This window comes from Streptomyces sp. NPDC031365 (assembly GCF_055569765.1).
In genome coordinates this window covers 18630-31714 of record NZ_JBVIIM010000015.1, presented here as the reverse complement: position 1 = coordinate 31714, position 13085 = coordinate 18630, and the positions used below count along the sequence as shown (strand labels likewise).

At 73.0% G+C, this 13085-nt stretch carries 12 protein-coding genes; 6 read left to right on the top strand and 6 right to left on the bottom strand.

Annotated features, from left to right (window positions below; genetic code table 11):
* Window positions 1-7: 7 nt before the first annotated feature.
* From ACZ5C2_RS22050 to ACZ5C2_RS22035, 4 genes are all read right to left on the bottom strand, one after another.
* The gene (locus ACZ5C2_RS22050) at window positions 8-2443 is read right to left on the bottom strand and encodes a right-handed parallel beta-helix repeat-containing protein (protein ID WP_468793448.1); all 2436 of its coding nucleotides are present in this window, start codon (window positions 2441-2443) and stop codon (window positions 8-10) included.
* A 124-nt stretch (window positions 2444-2567) separates the two neighbouring features.
* Window positions 2568-2882 (bottom strand): hypothetical protein, encoded by a 315-nt coding sequence (locus ACZ5C2_RS22045; protein ID WP_468793853.1) that lies wholly within the window; start codon window positions 2880-2882, stop codon window positions 2568-2570.
* 121 nt (window positions 2883-3003) lie between these two features.
* Window positions 3004-3828: an MOSC domain-containing protein gene (locus tag ACZ5C2_RS22040; protein WP_468793446.1), complete on the bottom strand. Its 825-nt coding sequence runs from the start codon at window positions 3826-3828 to the stop codon at window positions 3004-3006.
* A 41-nt stretch (window positions 3829-3869) separates the two neighbouring features.
* Window positions 3870-4301 carry a DUF6643 family protein gene (locus tag ACZ5C2_RS22035; RefSeq protein WP_468793444.1) on the bottom strand — a complete coding sequence of 144 codons (432 nt, stop codon included), beginning with the start codon at window positions 4299-4301 and terminating at the stop codon, window positions 3870-3872.
* Window positions 4302-4596: 295 nt separating this feature from the next.
* Here ACZ5C2_RS22035 and ACZ5C2_RS22030 point away from each other — a divergent pair, with 295 nt between their 5' ends.
* Window positions 4597-5880 (top strand): TerD family protein, encoded by a 1284-nt coding sequence (locus tag ACZ5C2_RS22030; RefSeq protein WP_468793850.1) that lies wholly within the window; start codon window positions 4597-4599, stop codon window positions 5878-5880.
* A 7-nt stretch (window positions 5881-5887) separates the two neighbouring features.
* Here ACZ5C2_RS22030 and ACZ5C2_RS22025 read toward each other — a convergent pair whose 3' ends face one another.
* Window positions 5888-7081, bottom strand: coding sequence for a glycosyltransferase (locus ACZ5C2_RS22025; protein ID WP_468793847.1), 1194 nt, complete (start codon window positions 7079-7081; stop codon window positions 5888-5890).
* Window positions 7082-7120: 39 nt separating this feature from the next.
* On the opposite strand from ACZ5C2_RS22025, the gene ACZ5C2_RS22020 reads away from it, so the two are divergent.
* Window positions 7121-7915, top strand: a complete 795-nt coding sequence (locus tag ACZ5C2_RS22020; RefSeq protein WP_468793442.1) for a glutamate racemase — start codon at window positions 7121-7123, stop codon at window positions 7913-7915.
* 50 nt (window positions 7916-7965) lie between these two features.
* On the top strand, window positions 7966-8511 hold the full coding sequence (locus ACZ5C2_RS22015) for a hypothetical protein (protein ID WP_468793440.1): 546 nt from the start codon (window positions 7966-7968) through the stop codon (window positions 8509-8511).
* Between the two features lie 150 nt (window positions 8512-8661).
* Here the strand turns inward: ACZ5C2_RS22015 and ACZ5C2_RS22010 are convergent, their stop codons facing one another.
* Window positions 8662-9726, bottom strand: a complete 1065-nt coding sequence (locus ACZ5C2_RS22010) for an O-antigen ligase family protein (protein WP_468793438.1) — start codon at window positions 9724-9726, stop codon at window positions 8662-8664.
* 275 nt (window positions 9727-10001) lie between these two features.
* Between ACZ5C2_RS22010 and lnt the strand changes: the two genes are divergently transcribed.
* The 3 genes from lnt to ACZ5C2_RS21995 are packed head-to-tail and all read left to right on the top strand — an operon-like array spanning window position 10002 to window position 13000.
* Window positions 10002-11612, top strand: coding sequence for an apolipoprotein N-acyltransferase (lnt, locus tag ACZ5C2_RS22005; RefSeq protein ID WP_468793436.1), 1611 nt, complete (start codon window positions 10002-10004; stop codon window positions 11610-11612).
* Window positions 11613-11668: 56 nt separating this feature from the next.
* Window positions 11669-12148 (top strand): NUDIX hydrolase, encoded by a 480-nt coding sequence (locus ACZ5C2_RS22000; protein ID WP_468793433.1) that lies wholly within the window; start codon window positions 11669-11671, stop codon window positions 12146-12148.
* A 54-nt stretch (window positions 12149-12202) separates the two neighbouring features.
* On the top strand, window positions 12203-13000 hold the full coding sequence (locus ACZ5C2_RS21995; protein WP_468793430.1) for a 3-hydroxybutyrate dehydrogenase: 798 nt from the start codon (window positions 12203-12205) through the stop codon (window positions 12998-13000).
* Window positions 13001-13085: the final 85 nt, after the last annotated feature.

The following is a 13085-nucleotide window of genomic DNA, read 5'->3' as shown; positions in this document are numbered from 1 at the left end:
GCCGTGCTCAGGGAAGCGGGGGCAGGTCCTCGGCGTACAGGAGGGTCAGATCGTCGGTGGTCGGCTCGTCCAGCTGGGCCACGCGGCTCGCGTGCCGCTCGACCATCGCCTCGAAAGTCTGCCGCGCGGTGCGGCCGTTGCCGAACGCGGGCCCCTTGGGGAGCTCGGTGAAGTACGTCAGCAGGGCCTCGGCGGCGCCCGGCGCCAGCCGGTACTCGTGCTCCTCGGCCTGCTGCCGCACGATCCGCAGCAGTTCCTCGGGGCCGTAGTCGCCGAAGGTGATCGTCCGTGAGAAACGGGACGCCACGCCCGGGTTGACCGACAGGAACCGCTCCATCTCCGCCGTGTAACCGGCCACGATCACCACGACCGAGTCCCGCTGGTCCTCCATCAGCTTCACCAGGGTGTCGATGGCCTCCTTGCCGAAGTCCCGCCCGGCGTCCTCCGGGGAGAGCGCGTACGCCTCGTCGATGAACAGCACACCGCCGTGCGCCTTCCCGAACGCCTCCTGGGTGCGGATCGCCGTGGAGCCGATGTGCTCGCCGACCAGGTCGACCCGGGACACCTCGACCAGGTGCCCCTGCTCCAGCACCCCGAGCGAAGCGAGTATCTCGCCGTACAGACGGGCGACGGTGGTCTTGCCTGTGCCGGGGGAGCCGGTGAACACCAGATGCCGCTTGACCGACGCCGCCTTCAGCCCCGCCTGCTGCCGGCGCCGGCCCACCTCGATCATGTCGGTGAGGGCCCGCACCTCGCGCTTGACGCTCTCCAGGCCCACCAGTGCGTCGAGTTCGCCGAGTACCGCCTTCGACGTGCGGGTCTCCGGCCCGGGGACGGGCGGGACGGGCGGTGCCGGCTCGGTCGTCCGGGCGGCCGGGACCGTGCTCAGCAGGCCGGTGGAGTGGGCCGTCCTCTGCACGGCCGGCTCCGGTGCCAGGGGCGCCCCCGGGCTGCCGCTCTCGTCGCTCGTGCAGTCCTCGACGACCGGACCTCCCGAGCCGGAGGCCGCGTCCGCGCCCTCGGCGAACTCGTAACCACCGCGCGAGCAGCGCTCCGTACGGCACTTCCGCAGCGTCGTACGGCTGCCGTCGATCACATGGAAGCCGTAGCCGCCGCTGCCCGTGACCCGGCAGTTCACGAAGGTCCCGCGCCCACCGGCCGAGACGTAGACGCCGGCCTCGGCGGGAGAGCCGACCGTGCAGCGCTCGACGGTCGGGTCGGCGCCCTTGGTGACGATCACACCGGTCTGGGTGCCGTCCAAGGTGCAGTTGCTGAGGGTGCCGCCGCTGCCGTGGTCGCGGAACCAGGCGCCGGTCGCCGCCTCCCGGATCCGGCAGTCGTCGAGCTGTGCGGTGGCGCCGTCGCTCACCGACACGGCCGTGTTGCGCACCTGCGACAGATCGCTGTCGACGACGTCCGCGCGGGAACCGCGGTCGAGGACGAACAGCGCGTCGGGCACGTCGTGCACCCGGCAGGAGTCCAGTACGGCCGTGGCGCCGTCGCTCACCCACACGGCCGGGTAGTCGCCCGTGCTGTCGAAGATCTCGCACTGGTTGGCGTCCACACGCGTGCCCGGGTCCCACACCGACAGACCGTTGCGGCCGAACTGCCGCACACTGGTGCGGGTCAGGGTGAGCATCGAGCGGGACCGCAGGTCGACCGCGTTCTCCGGGATGTCATGGATCCGGCAGTCGTCCAGTGTCAGCACCGCGTCCGTGTCGAGGGTGACGCCGTCCCCGGTCGTACGGTGCACATCGCAGTCGGTGAGGTGTGCGGTGGCGCGGCCGGTCACCTGGACACCGCTGCCCCGCACTTCGTAGACCTCGCAGCCGATGGCCTCCAACGCCGAGTTCTCCCCGGTCGCGGTCAGTCCCGAGCCCGCGGCGTGGTGCACCCGGCAGCGCTCCAGGCGTGGGTGTGCCCCGCCGCGCACGGCGACCCCCGCCTGTCCCGCGGCCACCACCTCGCACTCCTCGAACACCCCGCCCCCGCCGTCCAGTACGGCGATGCCGACGCCCGCCGGATTGTCGACCGTACAGCGGCGCACCGAGGGCCGGGCGCCGCCGCGCACCTCGATGCCGGCCGCGGACCGGGTGACCACGCGGATGTCGCACAGCTCCGGGGTGCCCTCCTCGACCAGCACCGCGGGAGCGGTGGTGTCCTGACCCTCGACATGCAGGTCCCGCACCACCGCCGAGGCGCGCACGGTCAGCGGCACACCGTCCGGGGGTGCGATCCGCACCGCGCCGGGCGCGCCCTCCGGGCCGCGCAGCGTCACCGCCCGCTGGACGACGAGATTCTCCCGGTAGGTGCCGGGAGCGACGGTGAGGACGTCGCCCTCGGCCGCGGCCTCCAGGGCGGCGGCGAGCGATGCGTACTCACCCGTGCGGCGGCGCCACCTCGATGTGCCGGTGTGCGTCACCTGGACCGTGCCCTGTGCCATGGCTGAGCTGTGCCCCCACCTTGTCGTACTGATGGCTCGTTCCCGCCCTTGCTCTCGCCGATCGGTTCGGCCGGACCACCGTAGCGTGCGCGCGGGCACCGGGTTGACCGGAGCGGGAACGCCGTCAGCTGTGGGCTCCGGCCCTGTCCCGGTCCGGGCCCGCCTTGTCCCACGCCCGGTCCGGGCGGGCGTACCGGCGACGGACCATGCGCCGGACGATCAGCCCTGTGCGGCCCTCCGCCGGTCCCGCGGCGATCAGTGCGGCGCCGATGCCGGCGAGCACGGCGTGCGTCGCCGCCGTGGCGGTGTCCGGCGGACGGGCGACGAGGCAGCCGATCACTGGGGCGACGAGGCAGCCGATCACCGGGGCGGCGAGGTCGGCGAACAGCAGGGTGGCGAGCGCCGGCCAGGCCTCGGCCAGATCGGTCCCGCGGCACAGTGGACTGTGCCGCCGGCGCCGGAGTCCGCTGACCGCGCGTACCGCCGCACCCTCTCGCCGGTTCTCTCATGAAGGCCGACGGACGACGCCGGGGACCGGTTCCCGGCCCGCGGCGGATCCGCTACCCGGTCTCCACGCGGTCGCCGACCCGGATGGTGCCGGGGGAGAGCGGCACCAGGTTCTGCCCGAAGACGAGCTTCCCGGCGGGTCGCTGACGGGTGGCCAGCGTGTGCAGGGGCTCCTTCCCGCGCCGGGCGGTGTGCTGGTCCGTGGTGGTCACCACGCACCGGCCGCTCGGTTTCGCGACTCGGAAGGCGACCTCACCGATGGTGACGCGCGTCCACCGGTCCTCCTCCCAGGGTTCGGTGCCCTCGATCACCACGTTGGGCCGGAAGCGGTTCATCGGCAGCGGGCCCTCGGCGCGGTGTTCTCCCTGGGCGATCAGTGAGTTGAGACTTCCGAGGGAGGCGGTCGTGGTGAGCAGAAGCGGATAGCCGTCGGCGAAGGAGACCGTCTCGCCCGGCAGCGCGAACCCGGGATCCACCGGCCGTCGCGTGGCCGGATCGTCCAGGTGCACGAGCCGTACCGGAACGCCCAGGTGGGCACTGCACCAGGCATGCACGGCGTCGTCCTCGGCCGGCACCGCTTCGACCTTGTCACCGAAGAGGACCACCGGGACGGTCCTGCCGGGCGCCGGCACCGCTGCCGTCACGGACTCCTTGCCGGGCGCGGACAGCCGGACGCCGCCGCCGGGCAGAAGCTCGGCGGCGGCCAGCGCGAGACGCTGATGGCGCCGCTGTGTGACGACCCTTCCCCCGTCGTCGACCAGCATCCAGCGCCGGTCCCCGGCCGGACCCCAGGGCTCCACGGCGACCTCCCGGAGCGGCAGGCTCCGGAAGGCCTTGACCGGATGAATGTGAATCGAGTGCAGACGCGCGTTCCCCATGGGGCCATCGTGCCACCCGGCACCGACGGTCCCGGAGCGGCTCAGTACCCGCCGCGGTACTGCTGGCTGTAGTACGGATCCTGGTACGGCGCCGGAGCCGGCCGGGGAGCCGCGGGACGCATCGCCTCGTAGCCGGCCGGCGGGGCCGGACGCGGCGGCTGCGGCTGCGGGCCCGGGTAACCGCGCGGCGCGCCGGCCTGCTGCGGGATGTACGCCGTATGCGCATGCTGCAGCGGCGCGGGCTGGTGCGCTTGCGGATAGCCGTAGGCGGGCTGGGACGGAGCCGCCGGGAGGGCGGGCAGCGCCGAGGGAAGCGCGGGCAGATAACCGGCCGGCGCCTCGTACGCGGCGGGGACCCGGATCGGGGCGATCTGCGGGGTGCCCCGCTCGGCCACGAGCGAGTCGTAGATCGGAGTGTCCGGGAAGGAGGCGGAGTAGTAGCCGCCGCCATAAGTGGAGCGGGGGGAGGTCATGGCACATAAGTTAAGCCCACGATGTGCTTTTGGGGAGACCGATAAGAGGGTTGTTTTCTGTGCTCGCCGTGACCTGGGATCACTAATACGAGCGAACTTGGGGGAAACGGGCAATCTGGCGAGTCTGTTTCCTGTAAAGGCCGAGTTCCGGGGTGGTTACCGGCGGTTGGCCGCCCGTTGCCGCGTACGTCCCGTGGGCGTTCCCGGCCCGGGGGAATAGGTTGTGCGGACGAAGAACGACGGATGCCGGGACCTGGCCTGGCGCGGGCGACCCGTGATGGGGGCGGACATGTCAATGCCGAAGGGATCGAACACACCGGTGCCGACCACGGCGCTGCGGGTGGAAGTGGGCTGGCGTTCCGGTCCGGGCGTACCCGACGCGGATGCGTCGGCGCTTCTGCTGGCGGGCGGGAAGGTCCGTTCCGACAGCGACTTCGTCTTCTACAACCAGCCCGCACATTCCTCCGGCGCCGTCCGGCACGAGGGCAAACGGAATACCGGCGGCCGGACGACCGACACTCTGCTCGTCGACCTCACACGTGTGGAACCCGGCATCGAGACCGTGATTCTGGCCGCCTCCTGTGACAGCGGCGCGTTCGGGCAGGTCCCGGATCTGTACATCGAGGTCAAGGAGGCCGTGAGCGGCACCGCCGCGGCGCGCTTCGACAGCGCGGGCGCCACCACGGAGACGGCGTTCGTGCTCGGCGAGTTCTACCGGAGGCAGGGCGCCTGGAAGTTCCGCGCCGTCGGCCAGGGCTACAGCAGCGGACTCGAGGGCCTCGCCACCGACTACGGCATCACCGTGGACGAACCGCAGCACACCGCCCCGCCGACTCCGGCGGCCACGGTGCCGCCCGTCGCGCCCCCGGTCACCGCGCCGCCACCCCCAGCGGCCGCGCCGGCCGCCCCGCCCCCGCCGGCGGCACCCCCCGCACCGGTCCGGCTGACGAAGGTCACGCTCACCAAGGCGGCCCCCTCGGTCTCGCTGGCCAAACAGGGCGGCACCTCGGGCACCCTGCACGTGAACCTCAACTGGCAGGTGCGCAAGCAGTTCTCCGGCTGGGCCGGGAAACTGGGCCGCCCGGTCGCCATGCACTCCGACCTCGACCTCGACCTGTGTGCCCTGTTCGAACTCACCGACGGCCGGAAGGGTGTCGTCCAGGCCCTCGGCAACGCCTTCGGGGCCCTGCACCAACCACCGTTCATCCACCTGGACGGCGACGACCGCACCGGCGCTGTCTCGACCGGCGAGAACCTCACCGTCAACCTCGACCACAAGCACGACTTCCGGCGCATCCTCGTCTTCGTCACCATCTACGAGGGCGCCCGCTCCTTCGCCGACCTGCATGCCACGGTCACCCTCCAGCCGCAGCACGGCGCGGCGATCGACTTCTCCCTCGACGAGTGCACCGTCCCCTCGACGGTCTGCGCGCTCGCCCTGATCACCAACACCGGCGGCGGCGAACTCGTCGTCCAGCGCGAGGCCCGCTACCTCGTCCCGGAGCGCGGAGTGAGCCCCCAGCGCACCGTCGACTACGCCTACGGATGGGGCATGAACTGGACTCCCGGCCGTAAGTGAGTGCCGGTCAGCCCTCGTCCGTCACGGCCTTTGGGCGTGCGTAGGTGCGGCCCTTCCAGGCCGCACCGCGCCCCCGGTGGTGCTGCACCGCCGAGTCCACCGTCATCAGGAGGTACAGCGACGCGGTGAACGGGAGCAGCGGCGCGAGCCACACCGGCTGCCGGTAGTAACGGAGCATCGGAACGTAGGTGCCCGCCATCACCAGCCAGGCCGCCGCACCCAGGGCCGCGGCGACCGCGCTCCCCGTCACCGCGCCGGCGGCCACCGCGACGGGCGGCACCAGATACACCAGCGCCAGCCCGGCGACCGCAGTGGCCAGCAGCGGCGGACTGTGCCGCAGTTGTGCGTACGCGCTGCGCGACACCATGCGCCACAGATCACGCAGCCGCGGATACGGACGCACGCTGTCCACACCGTCCGCGAGTCCGAGCCAGATCCGTCCGCCGCTCCGCTTGACCGCGCGGGCGAGGGCCACGTCGTCGATGACGGCGTGCCGGACGGCATCCGGGATCCGCGCCCGCCCGGCGGCCCGGGCGCGCAGCAGTACACAGCCACCGGCCGCGGCCGCCGTCCGCGTGCCGTCCTTCCTGATCCGACGGAACGGATACAGCTGGGCGAAGAAGTAGACGAAGGCCGGCACGACCACGCGTTCCCAGCGGCTCTCCACCCGCAGCCGGGCCATCTGCGACACGACGTCGAACCCGCCGGTACGGGCGGCCGCCACCAGCCGGCGCAGACTGTCCGGGGCGTGCGTGATGTCGGCGTCCGTCAGCAGGAGATACTCGGGGTCACGCGCGCGTGCCAGGGCGATACCGTGCCGCATCGCCCACAGCTTGCCGGTCCAGCCGGCCGGCGGCTCGCCCGGAGAGCCCACCGTGAGCGGCAGCCCGCCGTGCCGCCGCGCGAGCTCGCGCGCGAGCTCTCCGGTGCCGTCCGTGCTGCCGTCGTCGACGAGGAAGACCTCGGCCCGGCCCGGATAGTCCTGGGCGAGGACCGACGGCAGGCTCGCGGGCAGCACCGCCGCCTCGTCACGCGCGGGCACGACGACGCACACGTCCGGCCACGTGTCCGGGTCCCGCAGCGGGGGGAGCCGGACGTCGGTACGCCAGAACCAGCCCTGGCAGAGCAGCAGCCACAGCCAGGCGGCGAGTGATCCGGCGGCACTGAACACGATGGCGCTCACGTGCGCAGTCTGCCCCAGGGCACGGCCGCGAAGCGGCTCATCGTCTATCGTGGCCGGGTGAAGATCGCGCTCATGGACTCCGGAATCGGACTGCTGGCGGCCACCGCCGCGGTACGGCGTCTCCGTCCCGACGCCGGTCTCGTCCTCTCCCTCGACCCCGACGGCATGCCTTGGGGACCGAGGACTCCGCAGGACCTCACCGAGCGCGCCCTCACCGTCGCCGAGGCGGCGGCCGCCCACCGCCCCGACGCGCTGATCGTCGGCTGCAACACGGCGACGGTGCACGCCCTCACCGCCCTGCGAGCCCGCCTCGAACCCGGACTGCCCGTCATCGGCACCGTCCCGGCGATCAAACCTGCCGCGGCCGGCGGCGGACCGCTCGCGATCTGGGCCACCCCCGCCACGACCGGCAGCCCCTACCAACAGGACCTGATCGAGAACTTCGCGGGCGGCGTGGCCGTCACCGAGGTGCCCTGCTGGGGGCTCGCGGAGGCCGTGGAGCGCGCGGACGGGACGGCGATCGACGCCGCCGTCGCCGCAGCCGCCGCTCTCACGCCGGACGACGTGAGAGCGGTCGTCCTCGGCTGCACCCACTACGAACTGGTCGCCGAGCGCATCCGGGCCGCCGTGCAGCGCCCCGGCCGTCCGCGGCTCGCCCTGCACGGCTCCGCCGGGGCGGTGGCCGCCCAGGCCCTGCGCCGCCTCGGCGAACACCCCGCCCCCGGTGCACCGGTGAGCGGCACGCTGACGGTGCTGCTCAGTGGAGGCGAGGGCGTGCTTCCCGAGGCTGCGCTCACCTACGCCGAAGGCAGACTGCTTCAGCCGCTGGCCCCGGCCCGGACGGTGCAGTAACGCTGTGCTACGAGGTAGCCGCTCGGCGAATCCTGAGTAACCTCAAACGTATGAGGGACCCCCGCCACGGCGAGCCCGACCCGTACACCGAGGTCTGGACCGGTCGCGCCACCGGTCGTTTCCAGTGGCTGCTGGCGTTGATCGGCGCCGCCTGCATGGCGCTCGGCATCGCGCTGGCCGTCGACTCCGCGTGGACGACCGGCGTCGCTCCGCTGGCCATGGCCGTCGTCGGCTGCATCGCCGCCGGACTGCTCGTCCTGTTCGGCACCCTCGCGTTCGTACATGTCGCGCTGCGGGTCGACGAGGACCATCTCGAGGTGCGCTGCGGGCACGTCGGCCTGCCCCGCCGCCGTATCCCGCTGTCGCACGTCGCCGGTGCGGAGTTCGCCCCGCATGTCACTCCCCGGCACTGGGGCGGCTGGGGATACCGCTGGCGGCCCGAGAAGGGCACGGCGGTCGTCGTGCGCCGCGGCGAGGGGGTCGTCCTACGCCTGTGGGACGGTCATACCTTCACGGTCACCGTGGACGACGCGGAAGCGGCGGTGAGCGTCATCCGCGAGCGCCTCCGCCCCCGCAGGCCGGGAACGAAACACTGAGCCGAGCGGCCCGGGGCAGCGGACGCGGTGTGGCACGGGGCCGGGCCCGACACCCACGGCGAGCGACCCTGGCTCCTCGCTCCGCAGGGCGGTCGTGGGGTGTCGGGCCGCAGCACCGCGCAGACGTGAGCCGTGGCGCGTACGGGACGATCACCGCGTGAGCCGGTCTCCGCGCGGGTGCGGTCCGCCCACGCCGCGGGTCGCGTCGTCCGTGAAGGGGCGGGACGTCGCCAGGCCCGCCAGCAGACCGCCACCCAGGCACACCGCCGTGAAGCTCAGGGCGTTGCCCACCGAGGCGATGGCGGCGAGGCCCGTGAGAGCCGTGCCCGCCGTCAGCACCACCGGCGTGGCGTGCGGGCTGTGCCACAGGGCGTACAGCAGCCAGCCGAAGGCCAGGGCAGGCAGAGCCATCCCGACGGCGCCCTGCTCGGCCGCCAGCTGGAGCGGTGCGGAGTGCGGCTTGCCGTCGGACAGCGGGGACTGGCCCGACACCGTACTGAGTTCCCCGAAGCGCCCCGGGCCCACGCCCAGACCCGGGTGCTCCCGGAGCATGCCGAGGGCGTCGCTCCACAACCCCACGCGGTGGGAGGTGAGCCGGCCCTCCAGGGTCGCCGCGAGCCCTTCCGGCAGGGCGTCCCCCGCCACCGCCCAGGCCAGTGCGGTCACCCCGACGGCGGCAATGCCCAGCCCCACGAGGGCGGGACCGCGGCGCCGTACACGGCCCACGGCGAGGGAGCACACCAGCACCACCGAGGCCGCGACGCATCCGGCGACCGAGCCGAGCAGGGCCGCGGTCACCGCGACGCCCACGGCCAGCAGACGCAGCGCGATCCGTACTCCCGGCGCGGTGGCCACCCAGGCCGCGCAGCACGCGGCGCCGGCCGAAAGGGTCACCATGGCGGTCGTCGCCCCGGCGTGCCCCAGCGGAGCGGTGATCTGCGGTCCGGGCGTCAGCTGCGGGACCGCGACCGTCAGGCCGATACCGGCCAGGGCACCCGCGCAGGGTGCGGCCACCGGCAGGAGCGCCCCGCCGATCCGGCCCGCCGCGTAGCCCGCGGCCAGGGCCAGGACAGCGAGTAGCATCCCCTCGGGGCGGCCGCCCCGAGCCGCCGCCGTGATCAGCGGCCAGGCCGCGCAGACCCCCAGCACCACGACACCCGCCGCGTCCGGGCCGATCCGTCTCTCGCCGTCCGCTTCCGGACCGCCGGAAGCCATTCCCGTGGAACCCACCCCGCACCCCGCACCGCGTCGCCCCCGACCTGTGACGGGCCCCGGCCGCCGGCGCCGGGACGGGCCGCACGATCAGGGCACCGGCACACCGTAACGGCTGGTGGCCGGTTTGGGGATGTGTGGTGACAAGTCGCGCGGAAACGATGCCGCACGCCTTCCGCCCCGACGGAGGCCGTGCGCCCTTCGTCCGCTTCCCCTGGTGTCGCCCTCCCTTCCGACCGTGCTGTCGGCTGCCAGGTCACGCGCCGTAGACTCCCGGAGTGACCGTCACCGCAACCTCCGTCGGCGAGTCGGACCCGATGCCTCCGCAGACCGCGTCCACCGCGCGGGGCGGACGGCTCGTGCGCCTCCTCCCGGCTGCCGCAGCCGCGCTCTCGGGCCTGCTCCTCTACGTCAGCTTCCCGCCGCGCGCCCTGTGGTGGCTGGCCCTGCCCGCCTTCGCCGTCTTCGGCTGGGTGCTGCGCGGCCGGAGCTGGAAGGCGGCCATCGGTCTCGGCTACCTCTTCGGTCTCGGATTCCTGCTGCCGCTGCTGGTGTGGACCGGTGTGGAGGTCGGTCCGGGACCGTGGATCGCCCTGGTGGTGATCGAGGCGATGTTCGTCGCACTGGTCGGCGCCGGCGTCGCCGTGGTGTCGAAACTGCCCGGGTGGCCGGTGTGGGCGGCGGCGCTGTGGATCGCCGGCGAGGCGGCACGCGCGCGTGTGCCGTTCAGCGGTTTCCCCTGGGGCAAGACCGCGTTCGGTCAGGCGGACGGCGTCTTCCTGCCGCTCGCCGCGCTCGGCGGCACCCCGGTGCTCGGCTTCGCCGTCGTGCTGTGCGGCTTCGGCCTGTACGAGGTCGTCCGGCTCGCGGTGCGGGCCCGCCGTACGGGAACCCTGCGCCGGGGCGCCGCGGTCGTCGGTGTGCTGAGCGTCGTCGTGCCGGTGGCCGCGGCGCTCACGGCCAGGACACTGGTCAGCGACGACCCGGAGAACGGCACCGTGACCGTGGCCGTCATCCAGGGCAATGTCCCCCGCCTGGGTCTCGACTTCAACTCCCAGCGGCGCGCCGTCCTGGACTACCACGCGCGGGAGACGGAGCGTCTGGCCGCCGAGGTCGCGGCAGGAAGGGCCGAGCAGCCGGATGTCGTGCTGTGGCCGGAGAACTCCTCCGACATCGACCCCTTCGCCAACGCCGACGCGCGCGCCGTCATCGACAGGGCGGCCCGGGCCATCGGCGCCCCCGTCTCGGTCGGCGGCGTGGTCGACAGGGACGGCAGGCTGCTCAACGAGCAGATCCTCTGGGACCCGGAGAAGGGCCCCGTCGACACCTACGACAAACGGCAGATCCAGCCCTTCGGCGAGTACCTTCCGCTGCGCTCACTCGTCGGAGCGATCAACGACGACTGGACCTCGATGGTCCGCCAGGACTTCAGCCGGGGCAGCGAACCCGGAGTGTTCCGCATGAACGGCGCCGGGGTCGGTCTGGTCACCTGCTACGAGGCCGCCTTCGACTGGGCGGTGCGCGACACGGTCACCGCCGGCGCCCAGCTGATCTCGGTGCCCAGCAACAACGCCACCTTCGGCCGGAGCGAGATGACGTACCAGCAGCTCGCCATGTCCCGGGTCCGCGCCGTGGAGCACAGCCGCGCGGTGACCGTGCCGGTGACCAGCGGGGTCAGCGCGGTCATCATGCCCGACGGGGAGATCACGCGGAGGACCGGCATGTTCGTCGCGGACTCGCTCGTGCAGGAGGTGCCGCTGCGCTCCTCGCAGACCCCTGCCACGCGTCTGGGCGTCCTCCCGGAGATCGTGCTGGTGCTCGTGGCCGCCGGCGGCCTGGGCGGGGCCGTCGCCGCCGGCGTGCGCGCACGACGTGCCGGGGACGCGTAGAGGCACGCCTTCCGGCGTGCGGGGGAGTGCCGCGAGGGGCCGTTAGGGTTCGCAGCATGGCTACACCTGACTTCATCCGTACTTTGCGCGCCTCGGCCGGTCATCAGCTGCTGTGGCTCCCCGGGGTCACCGCTCTCGTCTTCGACGACGAGGGGCGGGTGCTGCTCAACCGCCGGTCCGACACCCGCAAGTGGTCGGTGATCGGCGGTATCCCCGACCCGGGGGAGCAGCCCGCGGCCTGCGCCGTGCGGGAGGTCGAGGAGGAGACCGCGGTGCGCTGCGCCGTCGAGCGGGTCCTGCTGGTGCAGGCACTGGAGCCGGTGACGTACGAGAACGGCGACATCTGCCAATACATGGACATCACCTTCCGCTGCCGTGCTCTCGGGGGCGAGGCGCGGGTCAACGACGACGAGTCACTGGACGTCGGCTGGTTCGCCGTGGACGCGCTGCCGGAACTGAACGAGTTCGCGAGCTTCCGGATCAAGCAGGCCATGTCAGACGCACCCACATGGTTCGACCCCATTGGAAACGGCTGAACTGTAGGGCCGGACCATATGGGTTGAGCGGGGGGTGCTGCCTAGGGTCGACCCATGACCGCGCCCCGTGCCCTTCCGGCCCACGCCACCCCCCTCGACCTCGGTGGCCGTACCGCCCTCGTCACCGGCGCCGCCGGCGGTATCGGCCGCGCCTGCGCACTGCGGCTCGCGGCCGCCGGGGCCAAGGTCAGAGCCGTCGACCGGGACACCGCAGGACTGGAGGCACTCGCCGGGACGGCCCGGGGCCTCGCGGGCACCGTCGAGCCGCACGTCCTCGACCTCACCGACCTGGACGCCGCCGAGCTCGCCGCCGCCGGCACCGACGTCCTGGTCAACAACGCCGGGCTGCAGCTGGTCCGCCCCATCCAGGACTTCCCGCCCGACGTCTTCCGCACCGTGCTCACCGTGATGCTGGAGGCACCCTTCCGGCTCATCCGGGGCGCCCTGCCCCACATGTACGGTCAGGGCTGGGGCCGCATCGTCAATGTGTCCTCGGTCCACGGGCTACGAGCCTCGGCCTACAAGTCCGCCTATGTGGCCGCCAAACACGGCCTGGAGGGGCTGTCCAAGACCACCGCCCTGGAAGGCGCACCCCACGGTGTCACCTCCAACTGTGTGAACCCCGCCTATGTGCGCACCCCGCTGGTCGAGAAACAGATCGCCGACCAGGCCCGCGCGCACGGCATCCCCGAGGAGCGCGTGCTGTCCGAGGTGCTGCTGCAGGACAGCGCGGTCAAACGGCTCATCGAGCCGGAGGACGTCGCCGAGGCGATGGCCTACCTGTGCGGTCCCCGGGCGTCCTTCGTCACCGGCACCTCACTGGTCCTGGACGGCGGCTGGACCGCGCACTGAGCCATCGGCCGTCAGCGGCCGGCCGTGGGCCGACAGAGTTTTCCACAGGCCTGACGGGGCGGCCGCGGGATGAGGAATCCTGTGA